The sequence below is a fragment of the Mycobacterium sp. E3251 genome, assembly GCF_001666835.1.
GTDB lineage: Bacteria > Actinomycetota > Actinomycetes > Mycobacteriales > Mycobacteriaceae > Mycobacterium.
In genome coordinates this window covers 72759-88790 of sequence record NZ_LZJF01000064.1, presented here as the reverse complement: position 1 = coordinate 88790, position 16032 = coordinate 72759, and the positions used below count along the sequence as shown (strand labels likewise).

16 protein-coding genes are annotated in these 16032 nt (G+C 65.8%); 5 read left to right on the top strand and 11 right to left on the bottom strand.

The features are described from left to right. Nucleotides 1–44: 44 nt before the first annotated feature. Nucleotides 45–308 carry a DUF4190 domain-containing protein gene (locus A5697_RS09345; protein WP_068009931.1) on the top strand — a complete coding sequence of 88 codons (264 nt, stop codon included), beginning with the start codon at nt 45–47 and terminating at the stop codon, nt 306–308. Here the strand turns inward: A5697_RS09345 and A5697_RS09340 are convergent. After that, complete coding sequence (locus A5697_RS09340; RefSeq protein ID WP_068010041.1) at nt 305–1480, bottom strand: acyl-CoA dehydrogenase family protein; 1176 nt, start codon at nt 1478–1480, stop codon at nt 305–307. The genes A5697_RS09345 and A5697_RS09340 overlap by 4 nt on opposite strands. A 242-nt stretch (nt 1481–1722) precedes the next feature. Between A5697_RS09340 and A5697_RS09335 the strand changes: the two genes are divergently transcribed. The 3 genes from A5697_RS09335 to A5697_RS09325 all read left to right on the top strand — a co-directional run bounded on the left by A5697_RS09335 (nt 1723) and on the right by A5697_RS09325 (nt 4306). Further along, the gene (locus tag A5697_RS09335) at nt 1723–2373 is read left to right on the top strand and encodes a TetR/AcrR family transcriptional regulator (RefSeq protein ID WP_067945330.1); all 651 of its coding nucleotides are present in this window, start codon (nt 1723–1725) and stop codon (nt 2371–2373) included. A 234-nt stretch (nt 2374–2607) separates the two neighbouring features. Next, nucleotides 2608–3456: a mycofactocin-coupled SDR family oxidoreductase gene (locus A5697_RS09330; RefSeq protein ID WP_067945332.1), complete on the top strand. Its 849-nt coding sequence runs from the start codon at nt 2608–2610 to the stop codon at nt 3454–3456. Between the two features lie 19 nt (nt 3457–3475). Beyond that, complete coding sequence (locus tag A5697_RS09325) at nt 3476–4306, top strand: SDR family NAD(P)-dependent oxidoreductase (RefSeq protein WP_156673229.1); 831 nt, start codon at nt 3476–3478, stop codon at nt 4304–4306. Here A5697_RS09325 and A5697_RS09320 read toward each other — a convergent pair. From A5697_RS09320 to A5697_RS09280, 9 genes are all read right to left on the bottom strand, one after another. Next, complete coding sequence (locus tag A5697_RS09320) at nt 4303–5112, bottom strand: SDR family NAD(P)-dependent oxidoreductase (protein ID WP_067945337.1); 810 nt, start codon at nt 5110–5112, stop codon at nt 4303–4305. The genes A5697_RS09325 and A5697_RS09320 overlap by 4 nt on opposite strands. A gap of 6 nt (nt 5113–5118) precedes the next feature. Continuing rightward, nucleotides 5119–7536: a CaiB/BaiF CoA-transferase family protein gene (locus A5697_RS09315; protein ID WP_231972026.1), complete on the bottom strand. Its 2418-nt coding sequence runs from the start codon at nt 7534–7536 to the stop codon at nt 5119–5121. Beyond that, on the bottom strand, nt 7536–8525 hold the full coding sequence (locus tag A5697_RS09310; protein ID WP_068009928.1) for an enoyl-CoA hydratase/isomerase family protein: 990 nt from the start codon (nt 8523–8525) through the stop codon (nt 7536–7538). Before A5697_RS09310 ends, A5697_RS09315 begins: the two co-directional genes overlap by 1 nt. A gap of 2 nt (nt 8526–8527) precedes the next feature. After that, complete coding sequence (locus A5697_RS09305; protein WP_068009925.1) at nt 8528–9646, bottom strand: Xaa-Pro peptidase family protein; 1119 nt, start codon at nt 9644–9646, stop codon at nt 8528–8530. After that, on the bottom strand, nt 9636–10877 hold the full coding sequence (locus tag A5697_RS09300) for a Xaa-Pro peptidase family protein (protein ID WP_068009923.1): 1242 nt from the start codon (nt 10875–10877) through the stop codon (nt 9636–9638). The genes A5697_RS09305 and A5697_RS09300 overlap by 11 nt, the downstream gene beginning before the upstream one ends. 11 nt (nt 10878–10888) lie before the next feature. Next, nucleotides 10889–11950, bottom strand: a complete 1062-nt coding sequence (locus tag A5697_RS09295) for an amidohydrolase family protein (protein WP_197500964.1) — start codon at nt 11948–11950, stop codon at nt 10889–10891. 159 nt (nt 11951–12109) lie between these two features. Beyond that, nucleotides 12110–13357 carry a cytochrome P450 gene (locus A5697_RS09290; protein WP_068009921.1) on the bottom strand — a complete coding sequence of 416 codons (1248 nt, stop codon included), beginning with the start codon at nt 13355–13357 and terminating at the stop codon, nt 12110–12112. Nucleotide 13358: 1 nt separating this feature from the next. Continuing rightward, nucleotides 13359–13553: a ferredoxin gene (locus A5697_RS09285; protein ID WP_068010037.1), complete on the bottom strand. Its 195-nt coding sequence runs from the start codon at nt 13551–13553 to the stop codon at nt 13359–13361. Nucleotides 13554–13564: 11 nt separating this feature from the next. Further along, entirely contained in the window at nt 13565–14230 is a 666-nt protein-coding gene (locus tag A5697_RS09280; protein WP_068009918.1) for a TetR/AcrR family transcriptional regulator, read from the bottom strand. A 208-nt stretch (nt 14231–14438) separates the two neighbouring features. Here A5697_RS09280 and A5697_RS09275 point away from each other — a divergent pair, with 208 nt between their 5' ends. Next, nucleotides 14439–15083, top strand: a complete 645-nt coding sequence (locus A5697_RS09275; protein WP_067945349.1) for a PAS domain-containing protein — start codon at nt 14439–14441, stop codon at nt 15081–15083. Nucleotides 15084–15103: 20 nt separating this feature from the next. On the opposite strand, the gene A5697_RS09270 is transcribed toward A5697_RS09275, so the two are convergent. Next, nucleotides 15104–15922, bottom strand: coding sequence for an SDR family NAD(P)-dependent oxidoreductase (locus tag A5697_RS09270; protein WP_068009916.1), 819 nt, complete (start codon nt 15920–15922; stop codon nt 15104–15106). Between the last annotated feature and the right edge of the window lie 110 nt (nt 15923–16032).

Sequence of the window (16032 nt, the reverse complement as noted above, 5' to 3'; positions counted from 1 at the left end):
AATTGCGCGTAGACTCCGTCTGGCCACCAAGACGATGGGATGCGATGAGTCAACCCGAGCAACCACGGAACGAGATGGGCGTGGCTTCGCTGCTCGTGGGCCTGGTCGCGCTCCTGACATGCTGGATGCTGATCGGGGTGCCTTTCGGCGTCGCGGCGGTGATCACGGGTGACATCGCGCGCAGACGCGTGCAGCGAGGCGAAGCGAACAATCTCCGAATCGCCCTGGCCGGCATGGCGTTAGGGGGCTTGTCGATCGCGGCCGGGCTCGTCGTGATCGGGTACTACGCCTGGCTGGACGCACGCTAGTTGCGGGGCAGCCCCAGCACGCGCTCGGCAATGATGTTCCGCTGAATTTCCGACGTACCGCCCGCAATCGTCGCGGCGAAACTGCGCGCGTAGCGGTCGAACCAGCTGCGGTAATGGCTGTCGAGGTTCAGCGGGGCGAACGGGGCGGTCACCGCGCGGTACACCAGCCCGTCCGTTCGCGCGGCGTCCAGCGCGTCCTCGGACGCCCGTTGCAGGGCTTCGGATCCCAACAGCTTGAGCACCGATTGGGCCGGTACGTCCTCTTCACCGCGAGCTGCCCGCGACAACGCCGCGGATCCCAGGAGCCGCAGCGCGTGGGCGTCCATCACCAGGGTGGCGTAGCGATCTCGCTCCAGCGCGCTCGAGGGGCGGAAATCGATGCTCAATTCGTGCAATAGGTCGACGTATCCCATCCAGAGCATGACGCGTTCGTGCCCCAGCGAGCCGGTGGCCACCCGCCAGCCCCCGTTGAGCTCGCCCACCAGATTCTCGGCAGGCACCCGCGCGTCGGTGAAAAACACCTCGTTGAAGTCGACCTCGTCGCTGTCACACATCGAGGCGAACGGGCGGCGCACCACACCCGGTGTATCGGTCGGGATCAGTAACACGCTAATGCCCTTGTGTTTCGGCGCCTTTGGATCGGTGCGCACGAAGGTAAGCAGCACGTCGGCATCGTGGGCGCCTGAAGTCCACACCTTTTGCCCATTGACGACGAAGTGATCGCCGTCGAGCACCGCACGCGTTTTCAGGGACGCGAGGTCGGAGCCCGCCCCGGGTTCACTCATCCCCAGTGCCGCGGTGATCTCGGCTCGCAAAATCGGTACCGCCCATTTCCGCTTGTGTTCGGGTGTGCCGAAGGTCAGCAGCGAGGCCGCGATGATGCCGACGCCTTGCGGATTGAAACTTTGATAGATGCGCCGCCGCCCCAATTCCTCCAAGTAGACGTATTGCTGCAACAGCGTGGCGTTGCGTCCGCCGAACTCGGGCGGATTGCCGGGCAGCAGCCAGCCGTTGTCGAACAGCAGCCGTTGCCAGCGTCGCGCCCAGTCCGGCACGTGCGAGCTGGAGCGGGGCCGCTCGAATGCCTCGGCCTCGGTGGGGAGGTGCGCGTCGAGGAAGGCGATGAATTCGGAACGAAACGCCTCGACGTCGGCGTCAAAGGTGAGCTGCACGCGACTCCCCGGAACGGTCGTGAGCACTGCCGGGTGTCGGTAGATGACGATTTCCGCCGACCGCGCGGGTCGCTCTTATACTTACGCTTCCATACACACGTCTAAGAGAATACTATTCTCGTGACGAGAAAGTTACAATCTCCGACACATGATCCGTGAGGGGGTCGAGCGCAGCGATGTCACGGCGTTCTCCGGTACAGTCCAATCATGTTCTCCCCTCGCGGCAATCGGCTGAGCCGGCCGTGACCAGCCCAAGCGAAGAGCCCGCCTGGAAGCAGCGCGCCGTCGAGAGGTCGATCAAGACGGCGAAATTGCGAGCGGCGCAACGTGTTCAGCGCTTCCTCGACGCGGCGCAGGCCATCATCATCGAGAAGGGCTCCACGGACTTTACCGTGCAGGAGGTCGTCGACCGCTCCCGCCAGTCGCTACGCAGCTTCTACCTGCAGTTCGACGGCAAGCACGAGTTGTTGTTGGCGTTGTTCGAAGACGCCTTGAGCCGGTCCGCCGACCAGATTCGCGCCGCAACCGAAAGCCAGACCGATCCGCTGGAGCGGCTGAAGGTCGCCGTGCAACTCCTGTACGAGGCCTCCCGCCCGGATCCGACTGCCAAGCGGCCGCTGTTCACCGACTTCGCGCCGCGGTTGCTGGTCACGCATCCCGCCGAGGTCAAGGTTGCGCACGCCCCCCTTTTGGCTTTGCTCACCGAATTGATGGAAGCGGCCTATGACGCCGGTGAATTGCGCACGGGCGTCAATGCGAAGCGGATGGCCGCGATGACCATGCAGACCGTGATGTTCATCGCACAATCCAGCGGCGGCTCGGATGACGCGACCGTCCATCCCATTACCAGCGAAGAGGTATGGGATTTCTGCTCACGCGGCTTCGTCGGCTAGCGCGAACCCCGCGGCCGGCGCCATCCCTGACCTGATCAAATACCGCACGTCATTTGCTGATGAGAATCAGATTCTCTAATATTTAGAATGACAAATAGCGAAAATGGATTCGCCGTTGACACTCAAGAGTGGGTGGTGTCAGAGTGCAGAGGCGGCGACGTGCGCAGGCCGGTGACGCGGTAACGGACGTTTCGCGCTGAGGCAGGCGATCACTAGTCAGGAGTTGAGGTAGCCATGACCGGACGTGTTGAGGGCAAAGTCGCTTTCGTCACCGGGGCGGCGCGCGGTCAGGGCCGCAGCCATGCGGTGCGGTTGGCCCAAGAGGGTGCCGACATCATCGCCATCGACATCTGCAAGCCCATCCGCGAGGGCGTGACCGACACCGCGATCCCGGCCTCCACGCCCGAGGATCTCGCGGAGACGGCCGACCTGGTCAAGGGGCACAACCGCAGGATCGTCACCGCCGAGGTCGACGTGCGCGACTACGAGGCGCTGAAAGCCGCCCTGGACGGCGGCGTCGAGCAACTCGGCCGGCTCGACATCATCGTGGCGAATGCCGGGATCGGCAACGGCGGCGACACTCTGGACAAAACCAGCGAACAAGACTGGACCGAGATGATCGACATCAACCTGGCGGGCGTATGGAAAACCGTGAAAGCCGGTGTGCCGCACCTCCTGTCGGGCGGCCGCGGCGGTTCCATCATCCTGACCAGCTCGGTCGGCGGCCTGAAGGCCTACCCTCACACCGGTCACTATGTCGCCGCCAAACACGGTGTCGTCGGGTTGATGCGCGCCTTCGGGGTTGAGTTGGGGCAGCACATGATTCGGGTCAACTCGGTTCACCCGACCCATGTCAAGACGCCGATGCTGCACAACGAGGGCACTTTCAAGATGTTCCGACCGGACCTGGAAAACCCCGGTCCCGACGACATGGCGCCGATCTGCCAGCTGTTCCACACCATGCCGATTCCGTGGGTGGAGCCGATCGACGTCAGCAATGCGGTGCTGTTCTTCGCCTCCGACGAATCCCGCTACATCACCGGCGTGACCCTGCCCATCGATGCGGGTAGCTGCCTTAAGTAGCATCCGGTCTGTGAACGGAATTGCCGGATTTGAAGGTCGTGGAGCGGTCGTCACGGGCGGTGCGAGTGGCATCGGCTTGGCCACGGCCACCGAATTCGCCCGCCGGGGCGCCCGCGTGGTGCTCTCCGACGTCGATCAGCCGGGCCTGGAGCAGGCGGTAAACCATCTGCGCGCAGGGGGATTCGACGCGCATGGCGTGGTGTGCGACGTACGGCATCTCCACGAAATGGTTCACCTCGCGAAGGAGTCTTTCCGCCTGCTTGGCCGCGTCGACGTCGTCTTCAGCAACGCCGGCATAGTGGTCGCCGGCCCGATCGCACAGATGACGCACGAGGACTGGCGCTGGGTCATCGATATCGACCTGTGGGGCAACATCCACGCCGTCGAGGCGTTCCTGCCGAGGCTGCTCGAACAGGGCACGGGCGGACACTTCGCGTTCACGGCGTCCTTCGCCGGCCTCGTTCCCAACGCCGGCCTCGGTACCTACGGTGTCGCCAAATACGGTGTGGTCGGCCTGGCCGAGACGCTCGCCCGCGAGGTGAAAGACAACGGCATCGGCGTTTCGGTGCTGTGCCCGATGGTGGTTGAGACCAAGCTGGTCTCCAACTCGGAACGGATCCGCGGTGCGGACTACGGGCTGTCGTCTTCGCCGAAGGCGGCGGACGGAACGCTACCGACGCAGGACGAGGGCGTACGCGTGGCAGATGTCGCCCGGTTGACGGCGGACGCGATCCTGGCCAATCGCCTGTACGTGCTGCCGCACGAGGCCGCCCGCGCGTCGATCCGTCGCAGGTTCGAACGCATCGACCGCACCTTCTCAGACCAGGCCGCCGAGGGGTGGAGCCACTAGGCGGACGGGCCGAGGCGGTACTCGCCTGTTTTCGGGTCGTGATACCAACCGCTCGCCGCGTGGGTGCCCCCGTCGACGTGCAAAGTCTGCCCGGTCAGGTACGCCGACATGTTGGATGCGAGAAAGACCGCGACGCCGGCGATTTCGTCGACGTGACCCGGGCGCCCCAGCGGAACCACGTCTCCGACTCGGGTCAGCGCCGTCTCGCCGCCGAGCTGTGCCAGCCCCTCGGTGAGCGTGATATCGGGTGCGATCGCGTTGACCCGGATACCGTGCGGCGCGAGTTCCAGCGCGGCGGTCTGGGTGTAGTTGATGACGCCCGCCTTGGCCGCCGCGTACGCGGCGTAGCCCGGCGCGGCGCGCACCCCCTCGATCGATGTCACCGAGATGACGCTGCCCCCGATGCCGGCTGCGACCAGCTGCCTCGCGATGCGCTGGGTGCACAGCAGCACGTGACGCAGGTTGGCCCGGTAAAGGGCATCCCAACCGTTCTCACTGGTTTCCAACAGGGGCGACGAAAACACCCCTCCGGCGTTGTTGACCAGGATCGTCGGCGTGCCGAGTTCGGCATTCGTGCGCTGCAGCGCGTCGTCCACCTGGCCGCTGTCCCGGACATCGGTCACGATGCCCAGTGCGCCAATGGATTCCGCAGCCTGAGAACAGGTTTGCGGGTCACGCTCCCAGATCGCCACTGTCGCACCGAACGCGGTGAGACCGGCCGCGACACCACGACCGATGCCCGCTCCCCCGCCGGTGACCACCGCCACCCGGCCGGTGAGCATGATGTCCGAGGGATCGATTGCCATCGTCGGTCACATCGCCGGTGTGCAGCCGATAACGCCGTCGGCTTCCAGGGCGGCGATTTCCGAGCCGCTCAACCCCAGCTCGGCCAGCAATTCATGGTTGTGCTGCCCCAGCAGCGGCGCGTGCTGGGTGTGGAAATTCGACGGCCCTGCGGACAGCCTCATCGGCACGGTGCTGAGCCTAGCCGGGCCGTTCACCGGGTGGTCGACTTCCTCGAAGAAGCCGCGAAACGTCAGCTGCTCCAGTTCCGTTTGGCGGTGCGGTTGCATGACCTTGGCGACCGGGACCCCGGCGCCCCAAAGAGTGGCGACGATCTCGTCGCGACCGCGTCCCGCACACCACGCGGCCAACCGTTCGTCGATAGCGTCCTCATGCTCTTTCCGGCCCCGCGCGGTGGCCAGCTTGGGATCCCTTGCCCACGAGGGCGACCCGATCGCGGCGCACAAGCCCTTCCACTGCTGGTCGGTGCTCACCGCGATCGCGACCCAGCTGTCGAGCCGGCCGAACTCGTCGATGTCGTTGCTGCGGTAGAGGTTTTGCGGTACCGCCGTCGGTCCCCGGTTGCCCGCGCGTTCCAGCAACGCCCCGTACGCAGAGTATTCGATGACCTGCTCGGCGGCGATACTGAGCGCGGCATCCACCATTGCCGCCTCGACGAACACACCTTTGCCGCTGCGGCGCCGGTGTTCCAGCGCCAGCAACACCGCATTCACCGCATGCACGCCCGCGTTCGGGTCACCGATCGAGTACGGGTCATACGGTGTGCGGTCGGCGTATCCGGTCAGCCACGTCAATCCGGATGCGGCCTCGATGACATACGCGAATGCCGGGTTGTCGCGCCATGGGCCCTCAAGCCCGAAGCCTGGCATCCGCACCATGACGACGTCGGGCTTGATCGACTGGACCGCGGTGAAATCCAGGCCCATCTGGTCGAGCACCCGTGGCGTGAAATTTTCCACGACCACGTCGCAGGTCGCGATGAGCCGGCGCAGGAGATCCCGGCCGCGCGGGCTTTGCAGGTCCAGCGTGAGGCCCTTCTTGTTGGTGTTCAGCGCCGCGAATATCGGCGACTTCTCCCACCACTGGTTCTCGGTGACGGGCACGCCCGCGATCAGCCGGGTCCCGTCCGGACGGCGTGTTGATTCCACATGGATGACTTCCGCCCCCAGCATCGCCAGAAGGTGGGTGCAACAGGGGCCGGCCCAGAACGTCGTCATGTCCAGCACACGAATCCCACTCAGGGGCAGTTGGCTCCCATCCCCAGAGGGCAGGGGGCGGGGTGTCAGGTCAGCGGTCCGGTACTGCGCCGTGTGTTCGCTGAGCCGCGGCGCCGGTTGCGGCCGGCGAAGCAGCGCGGGCGTCATCCGGTAGGGATGGCTCGGCTGCTGGAACCGGCCGCCCGGGTTCTCAACGAACGATCCGCGCTCGCGGAACTGGTCGAGGGATGCGATGTTGGCACCGTTGGCAACCGGGGCGTTGGGGATCCGGAAGGCGGTTGCGAGTTCCCGTATCTCGTCGACGGTGTTGCTCTCGAACCAGGCATAGATTTCGTCGGCGTTGAGGGTGGCCTGCTCGGTGATCGTCAGCGCTGAGTCCTCGTCGATCCATTCGGGGTGACCGACCATCGCGCACAAGTCGAACCACTGCTGCGCGGTTCCGCAGCCTACGTCCACCAGTCCGTCCTTGGCGCACGCCACACCCGGTACGGTGACGCGGCGCGCGTCCCGCCACGGCCGCCCGAGCATCTCGAAATAGGTGACGGGATAGTAAGTGAGGGAAAGGATCTGCGTTTCCAGCATCGACAGGTCGATAATTTCACCCGGGCCATCACCGCTGCTGCCATGGCGTGATGCCAGCATGGCCGCGCTCGCGAAGGCCCCGGCCAGGTACTCGCCGACTTGCCCTCCCACAAACACCGGTGCGCGGTCCGACTCGCCACGACCGAGGCCGACGATCCCGCCAGACCAAGCCTGCAACGTGAATTCGGTGGCGGCCCTATCGCGCCAGGGCCCCTCCAGTCCGAACGGCGTGATCGACATGACGGTGAGGTGCAGATGACGGCGGTGCATGGCCGCGGGTGCGAACTCGGGGCGCTGCGCGACTTCTGAGCCGGCGGACCACACCACCGCATCCGCGGCCGCCAGCAACCGGTCGACCAGCTCGACGTCGACGTCGAGCCGTGAATCCGCAACGATGCTGCGCTTCGACCCGGCCAGAAAGCTGAACAACGCCCCGTCGCCGCCGGGCGGTATGACGGCACCAGAGGCGGACCAGGAACGCAGTGGATCACCTCCGGGCGGCTCGACTTTGACGACGTCCGCTCCACCGTCTGCCAGCAACTTGGTGCAGTAGGCGCCCGCGATTCCGGTGGATAGCTCGACCACGGTATAGCCGGCCAGCGGTGGTTCGATGGTGGACTCCGCCACTACCGCTTCCGCTTTCGATTCGGCTCCTTGGCGCGCCCGCTCTTGCGTCCTTTCTTGCTGAGGCGCCATTCCTGGGGGAACTTGTCGTCGTTGTCTTTCACCGCCGCGCCCAAACCCCGATCGATGGCCTCGCCGAGCATGAAGTCGTCACCGTCGGGTCGGACCGCACCCCCCATCGACTCGAAGAATCCGCTGAGCATGCTGCCCATGTACTCGCCCTGAAACTGCTTCATGATCTCGAAGAACACCTTCTGCATGAACACCATGTCGGTGGGGCGATTGCGCGCGCACGCCAGCGCATACCTGTGCACCTCGCCTTCCAGCTCTTCCCTGGGAACCACGCTGTTGAGGAAGTTGCAGTCGTACATCTCCGCGGCGGTGAAAGCCCTTCCGGTGAAAACCATTTCCTGGAATTTCCGGATTCCCATCGTCTGCGCCCACCACCACATTCGCGGTCCCCAGCCGTAATACCGGAAGGACGGATGCCCGAAGAGCGCGTCGTCGCTGGAGATCACCAGGTCCGCGTCGGCCGCTTGATAGAAATGCCACCCGTAGCAGTAGCCCTTGGCCTCCAGGATGCTGATCTTCTTGAAGTCCTGCAGGCCCCTTATCCCCGAGTTCGGGTTCGCGTACCACTGGCCCAGGGTGGCGCCCCGCCGAAACGAACCCTCAGGCGGAAAGCTGATTTCGTCGTCGCCGATCCGATACTCGGCCAGCCGGTCCTTCTGATCCGCGGAATTCTGTGCCGCCATTTCCTCGACCAGATCCGCGCCCGAGCCGAGATCGTCACCGGCCCCGCGGACAACCAGCACCTTGACCTCGTCGTCGACGGAGGCGCGGTGTAACAGGTCGGCGTAGCGCAGCCTGGCGGCGATCGTGGGCGCATTGAGTTGGCCCGGTCGGTCGAACGTGATGGTGGCGATGCGGGTCTCAGCGTCCTTGTGGTACCTGACGATCTCCTCCGCCGAAGGTTTAGGCTTGCCGGCCATGGCTATTCGCGCCAAGCAGGACTGGTGGTCAGTACCTCGGAGCCCTCGGCGGTGATCAATACGGCTTCGCGCCCGAAGATCGCACCGATTCCCTGTTCCCAGACGTAGCCCGTCACGGCCAGCACCATGCCCGGCTCCAGCCGTTCCCCTGCCGCGGTCGCCGGCAGGTGCGTGGAGATCACCGGTGGGTCAAAGCCCATGCCCAGCCCGCGGGCCACCGGCATCGGAGGTGGCGCCTCTCCGGCAGCCTGGTAGGCGCCCAGCAATTCGCTCGCGGGGGCGCCCGGGCGGCATGCGGCCAGCAACCTGCCCCAGAGACCGTCCCAGCGTCGATACAAGGTGGCCGCGCCGCCGACGGCGCCCACCGGCCACGTGCGCCCCACCTCGCCGATGTATCCGCCGGCCAGCACACCGGCCGAAAAGGCCACCAGATCGCCGTCATTGACCCGGCCGGCACCGTTTGCCCGCCGCCACGGATGATCGGGCGACGTCACCCACGCGACATCCTGGTTCGACGGCGTGCTCACCCCGCCAGCCGCGACCGCTTCCAGCAGGACACCGGCTAGCGCCTGCTCCGTCACCCCGGGCCGTAGTTCGGAAACGGCGGCGGCCAAACCCGATTCGGCGACCGAGATCGCCTCCCGCAACGCAACCACCTCTTCGGTTGTCTTGATGCGCCGGGCGGCCCGCATCGCGAGTTCGCCGTCCACGAGCTCCGCGTTGGGAAACGCCGTGGGCAGCAGTTGCGCGAAAGTCGGTGATATCGCGTCGGTTCCGACCCGCCGGGCGGTGGCTGCGCCGTCGATGCGCTGCAGCGCCGACATGGTGTTCATCGGGTTCCACGAGATGCCGTACAGGTTCTCGTGCGGAATGTCGTCGGGGATGCCCTCGTCCCAGGTGCTGAGGAGATGGATCGACCCCGTCGCACGCACCAGCACACACGCCGGGCCGAAAGGCCGGGTCCCGGCGACCCACAACTGTGGCGCGCCGGTGACGTAGCGGACGTTGGCTTGGCGGCCGAGGACCAGGACGTCGACGTCGTGCGCCGCCATCTGATCCAGCACACGCTGGCGGCGGCCCGAGCGCAGCGCGCGATCGTCGGCTAGGACTTCAGTTGCCATACGGGTCATAGGGGTAGTCGGTCAATCGGATCCAGCCCTCCTCGGTGATTACCAGGACCTCTTCGCTGCGATAGCCACCGGTGCCGTCTTCCCACACCACGGGCTCCAGGACCAGCACCATGCCCGGCTGCAGGACGAAATTCTCGTCGAATTCCTGCCCGAGATCCGTTCCGATCATCGGCATTTCGGCCGCGTTCACGCCGATGCCGTGGCCCAGGTAGAAGTGCGGGAGCCACGGCTTGCTACCGCCGTTGGCGCCGATGGCGGCCCGGCCCAGATCCGCCGCCGTGGCTCCGGCCTTGGCGACACCCAGGACGGCGGACATGATCTCGAACCATTTGTCGAACTGTGCCTGCTGGCGCGGCGACGGGTCCCGGCCGACGATCCACGTGCGCCCGAAGTCCGAGCAGTAACCGCGGTAGGTGATGCTGACGTCGGTCCACAGCACGTCGCCTTCGGCCAGTTCGCGCTCGGTGCTCAGCAGGGGCAGCGCCAGGTCGCCGTGTGTGGTCCATACGCCTTCGGCCTTGCTCGGCGGCATCACCTGCCAGATCGGTTCCAGCATGCTGGCCGTCGCACCCAATTCGAAGGCGCGCCGCAAAAAGCTTGCGGACAAGTCGATCTGGCGGATACCCGGGGCCAGCCGCTTCTGGACCTCGACCATCGCCTCGTCGGTGATCCGGATGGCGGTGCGCATGCAGGACAATTCGTCGGGCGTCTTCACCGCTTTGGCGGCGCTGACGATGGCCGCCGCATCGACGGGCGCGCCGCCGCGGAACAACGCCTTCGCTGCGCGCGACATGGCGCCGGTGCACTCATCGACCGCGATCACCGCCTGCGCCGGAATCAGGTCAGCCAGCACGCGCGCGAAATCCTGCACGCCCTCGTCGAATTCGAGATACAACGGGCCGTGCACATGGTCGGCGGGCAGGTCTGACTCCGATGCGACGCCCTCACGGAAGGGCAGGAACAGGTGCGGCCATTCATCGCCGGCGAGCACAACGGCTACCGGCCGTTCCACATAGGACAAGCCCGCATCACCGAGCGGCCAGCTCGTTCCGGTGGCATAGACAACCGCGCTGTTGCCCAGCAGGATCAGTGCGTCGACGCCGCGTTCGGCCATCGCCGAGCGCAGCCGCGCCCCGGTCTCGCGGCGCATGCGGTCCAGGTCGGGCGTCTCGGGGATCAGTAGGCTACCGGTGCGCGCACCCGCTTGCGCGAACGTCGTCATCGGCCCCGCCCCTACAAGCCCAGGAACTTGGTGACGTTGCCGCTCACGATTTTCGCCGCGTCCGCGGGCCCGACAGCATCGACCACGGCGGCCAGTGACTTCTCCGAATAGCCGTAGGTGCTTTCGTTGTGCGGGTAGTCGCTGGACCACATCACCTTGTCCACACCGATCTTGTCGATCAGCTGCAGTCCGAGCGGGTCGACCATGAACGACGCGCTCATGTGGTTGTCCCAGTAGTACCGCACGTCGTGCTGCAACGGGCGATTGAACATGTGCTGGTATGAGGCCACCAGATGCTCGGCGTCCTGCAGGGCCCACGGAACCCAGGCGATGCCGCCCTCGAACCAACCGATCCGCAGGCCCGGGTGGTCATCGAGGATACCGCCAAAGATGTACTTGGAGAACGTCTCCCGGAAACCATCGATGTTGATCATCATGCCGACGACGACGCTGTTGAACTCGGTCGGGCTCTTCGGCGGCGTTTCCCCGATGTGGTGCGTGATCGGAAGACCGGCGGCCTCGATCTCGTCCCAGACCGGCCTCATCGAAGTGCTGGAGTAGTCGATCGGGTTACCGTCATCGCCCTTGCCGGGATTCAGCGGCATCAGGAAGGTCTTGAGCCCCAGCGACTTCAGTTCTTCCAGGGTCTTGCGGGTGCCCTGGGGGTCCCACCAGTTGATCAGCCCGGCGCCGTAGAAGTGGCCGTTGGAGCGTTCCTGCAATTCGGCGATGTACTCGTTGTAGATGCGGAACGCGAGCTCACGCAGATTCTTGTCCGGGTAGTGGAAGAGCGCCAAGATCGCGTTGGGGAAGGCCAACTCCTTGTCGACTCCGTCGTCATGCAGCTCCTGGATGCGGGCCTCGATGTTGGTGCTCGCCGCCCCGGGCAGGTCGTCATACTGCATCAGCACCGCGCTGAAGTCACCGGGCAGGAACGACTGTCCCTTGCGGCCGACCTGGTAGGCGCCATCCTCGTACCAGATTCGCGGCGCCTTGTCCTTGAGGTCGTCCGGAAAGCGTTGGTAGAAAATGTCGTCCGCCAACGAGATGTGATTGTCCGCGGAGAACACCACGGTTCCCGCCGGCAGGCCGACATCCGCGCCCGAGGCGTGACCGCGCCGGTCCTTCGGGGCGCCGAAACCTTCGGGTGGGTAAAGCGAAACGGTGCTTGTGTGAGTCGTCATCATTGACCCTCCATTCGGATCGGCATTGTCACAGTAGCGACCTGCGGGCTACCAGGTCACCGGAAGTTCGTAGACGCCGTAGGCGAGCCGGTCGTCCTTGAGGGGCACGTCCTCGACCGGGACAGCGAGTTGCAGCGTGGGTACGCGGCGGAACAGGGTGCGATAGACGATCTGCAGCTCGGCGCGGGCGAGCTGTTGCCCCACGCACTGATGCCGGCCATAACCGAAGGCGACGTTGCGGTCGGCCCCCGAGCGGTGCAGGTAGAGCCGGTCGGGTTCGGCGAAGGCGTGCGGATCCCAGTTGGCCGGGGCCAAGTCGATGATGATGCCTTCGCCGGCGCGGATCGTCTCCCCGGCGATATGGATGTCCTCGAGTGCGACGCGGCGCTGGCCGTTCTGAATGATGCTCAGGTAGCGCAACAATTCCTCGACCGCGCTGGCGACGACCTTGGGATCCTCGGCATCGCGGATGACTGCCAACTGGTCCGGGTTCACCAGGAGTGCGAGGACCCCGAGTCCGATCATGTTCGAGGTGGTCTCGTGCCCGGCAATCAGCAGACCGATACCCAGCTGGGCGGCCTCTTTCACGCTGAGCTCGCCGGCCTTCACCCGCTCGGCAAGATCGGAAACCGCGTCCTCTGCGGGGTTCTCCATCTTGGCCTCGACCAGCTGGGCGAGATACTTGTGCAGGCTCATGGCGCCCTTGACGGTGTCTTCGCCCGTCGCATAACGCGCGAGCCCGACGTTGGCGTGGTGCTGGAACATGTCGGCGTCCTCGTACGGAACGCCGAGCAGCTGGCTGATCACCAGGGACGGGACGGGTAGCGCCAACGCGGTGACCAGGTCGGCCGGGCGGGGGCCGGCCAGCATCGCGTCGATGTGCTCGTCGGTGATCCGCTGGATGGTCGGACGCAATCCTTCAACGCGCTTGAACGTGAAGGGTTTCGACAACATGCGCCTAAATCGGGTGTGCTCTTCCCCGTCGGCGGTGAAGACCGATCGCGGACGCTTGTGCACGGTGGACAACATGCCCGCATTCCAGTGCGGGAACCCGGGCAGCCGGTCGTCGACGCTGACCCGCGAATCCGAGAACAGTTCCCGCACTTGCTCATAGCCGGTGACGAGCCACGGTGTGCTGCCGTCCCAGATCCGGACTCGGGACAGCGGTCGCGCTTCGGCCAGCGCCATGACGCCCGGCGGCGGGGCGAAGGGGCAGCCCGCCTGCCTCGGCATCGGATAATCGGGGATTTCGGGGGCCGCCTCGGCCGCAGAAGTGTTCGTCAGCGTCTCTGACATGTCATTCCTCGATGTGAATGGCCAGCGCGGGGCATGCCGCGGCCGCTCGCCGGGCGCCCTCGGCCTGTTCGGACGATGGATTGGGGTTGAGCAGGACGACCACGCCGTCGTCGTCGCGCTGGTCGAACACCTCCGGTGCGTTCAGCACGCAGTTTCCCGACGAAGCGCAGACGTCTTGGTCGACAGTCACTTTCATCTGCAGACCCTTCATTCGTACGGAGTCACGGGCGCCAGCCACAGGCCCACGATCGCGTCGATGAGACCGGATGCGGCGGCCCGCCAGGATCGCTGGGGCGGCGAGGCGCCCGCGGCAAGCGCCCGTTCCCGATCGGCGCAAGTGTGCATCAAAAGGTTGCGGGCCATGATGTTTCGTTCGAAGTGCACTTCGGCCGGCAGGTCGGGCAGACAGCCGTTGATGCCCTCGAGGACCTGAACCAGGGACGGCGAGCTGAGCGCACCCTTGACGATGATGTTGTAGTACGCGGGATCGGTCATGGCCTGCGCCGCGAAACGGGCGTACCAGGTGGGGTTGCCGAGCTCTTCGAGATGATCGGTGAGCGGGCGCACCAGGCACGCCACCCAGTCCCTCATCTCGGTCGAACCACCCGATTCGACCAGCTCGCTCACCATCCGCTCGCGCAGCTGTTCGACCGGACCGCGGTGCTTCTGTTCGATCGCGCGGACCAGGTCGGCCTTGGTGCCGAAGTGGTAGCCCACCGCGGCGTTATTGCCCTGACCGGCGGCCTCGCTCACCTGCCGATTCGACACCGCGAACATGCCGTGCTCGGCGTACAACCGCTCGGCCGCGACCAGGATCGCTTCCTGGGTTGAGCTGGCCCGCTCCGTGCGAACGGTCCGGCCGATGGTGGTCACCCGGTTAGTCAACCGCGCACCGTTGATTAAGTCAAGCGATTGATTTAATTCTGGGCCCTGCCGACCGGTGTGCCGTCGCGTCGGTGCCAGATAGCGGGGAACGGGTGACAAAGGTCCCTCGCCGCCAGCAGTCCCGCTGGGCGACGATGGCTTCTTGCGCGGCGGCAACGTGGCGGTGTCAGAACGGTGAATCATTGCGGGGGTAGTCATGTTGTCAGCCAGCCGGGTCTCGGCAATCGAGGAGTCGGCGTGGTTTCAGTCCAAGTGGGCTCCCTACCTGTTGACCGATGCGGATCTGCGCATCCGGGCGGTGAACCCGGCCTGCGAGCGCGTGTCGGGACACCCGCGGGAGGGCCTGCTCGGCAAGCAGCTGTTCGACGTCTTCCCCGACAACCCGAGCGATCCGGAGGCCGACGGCGTGGCCAACGCTTCAGCGTCGCTGGAGTTGGTCCTTCGTCGCGGGATCCGGCATTGGCTCGGGGTGCAGCGCTATGACATTCCCGACTGGCGGAATCCGGGCGAGTTCGTCTACAAGGTTTGGACGCCGGTGAATTCTCCGATCAAGGAGGGCAAGAAGACCGTGGCCGTGCTGCAGCACGCCCAGGACGTGACCCGAGTCGTCCCGCCGGCACCCGCCGACCGCGCGTATCCGAAACTGTTCGAGTTACGGAGCGCGGCCGAGGTGCTGGGGCGCCAGTTCCCCGACCTACCCACCGAGGCCGTGCTCAGTGTGCTGGCGCACTCCCACAGCGTGATCATGGAAAGCGCTGGTGTACAAGACCTCAAGCGCGCGGAGGCACTGGCCAGGCTACGGCTGGAAACCCACGCCGGACATCCCGCGGAAGGGCCCTGAGGCAGCCCTCCCCTTAGCCGTCACTCACCCTTGCGCGAATCGCTGCGGGGGCGAATCACCTTCCCGGCGGACGTCCCCCCGTCTACCGGCAGCACGGCCCCGGTGACATACCGGGACCGATCGGTGGCGAAATACAACGCCGCCTCGGCGACGTCCTCGGGCGTGCCCTCCCGCTTCAGTGGCCGGTCGTCACGCATTCCCTGGCGAATCCGCGCTTCGAACCGCGCGAGTTCATCGGGATCCACGTCCACGGCCGACGAAGCCAGGATCGGCGTGGGGATGCCGCCCGGCGCGATCGCGTTCACCCGAACGTCGTGGCGCGCCAACTCAATTGCCGCCGACTTGGTGAACTGGATGACCGCGGCTTTGGATGCTCGGTAGACCATCACCCCGCCGCCCGCCTGGATGCCGCCGATTGACGTCAGGTTGATGATCGATCCGCCACCGGATTCGGCCATGTGGCGGGCGGCATCTCGGGTACCGGCCATCACTCCCAGGACGTTGACCCCCATCACCCGGTGGAAGTCGGCCAGGTCGTCGTCGAGCAGTCGGCGCAGCGGGCTCGAGATGCCGGCGTTGTTCACCATGACGTGGAGGCCGCCGAATTTCTCGACGGTGGTGGCGATCAGCGCCCCGACCTGTTCGGGATCGGAGACGTCCGTCCGCCGAAACGCGGCGCCGGCGCCTAGCGTGGCGGCCAGTTCCTCTCCCCGGTCGGTCTCGATGTCAGCGATGACGACCCGCGACCCCTCGGCCACAAACCGTTCCACTATCCCGCGACCGATGCCGGAAGCGCCGCCGGTGACGATGGCGACCTTGCCGTCCAATTCGTTGACCACCCGCTGAGTTAATAGGCGCCGAGCGCGTTAAGTCAAGCAATTGATTTAACGAAAGCGCGGACCCCACGGCGCGTCATCCAAGCGGTGGGCGGGGTCGGTAAGGTCAGGGA

Bases quoted from the DNA above. Each gene is read 5' to 3' on its own strand.
- A5697_RS09345 (WP_068009931.1), top strand. From the start codon at position 45: ATGAGTCAACCCGAGCAACCACGGAACGAGATGGGCGTGGCTTCGCTG.
- A5697_RS09330 (WP_067945332.1), top strand. From the start codon at position 2,608: ATGACCGGACGTGTTGAGGGCAAAGTCGCTTTCGTCACCGGGGCGGCG.
- A5697_RS09320 (WP_067945337.1), bottom strand. From the start codon at position 5,112: ATGGCAATCGATCCCTCGGACATCATGCTCACCGGCCGGGTGGCGGTG.
- A5697_RS09310 (WP_068009928.1), bottom strand. From the start codon at position 8,525: ATGGCCGGCAAGCCTAAACCTTCGGCGGAGGAGATCGTCAGGTACCAC.
- A5697_RS09305 (WP_068009925.1), bottom strand. From the start codon at position 9,646: ATGGCAACTGAAGTCCTAGCCGACGATCGCGCGCTGCGCTCGGGCCGC.
- A5697_RS09300 (WP_068009923.1), bottom strand. From the start codon at position 10,877: ATGACGACGTTCGCGCAAGCGGGTGCGCGCACCGGTAGCCTACTGATC.
- A5697_RS09290 (WP_068009921.1), bottom strand. From the start codon at position 13,357: ATGTCAGAGACGCTGACGAACACTTCTGCGGCCGAGGCGGCCCCCGAA.
- A5697_RS09285 (WP_068010037.1), bottom strand. From the start codon at position 13,553: ATGAAAGTGACTGTCGACCAAGACGTCTGCGCTTCGTCGGGAAACTGC.
- A5697_RS09275 (WP_067945349.1), top strand. From the start codon at position 14,439: ATGTTGTCAGCCAGCCGGGTCTCGGCAATCGAGGAGTCGGCGTGGTTT.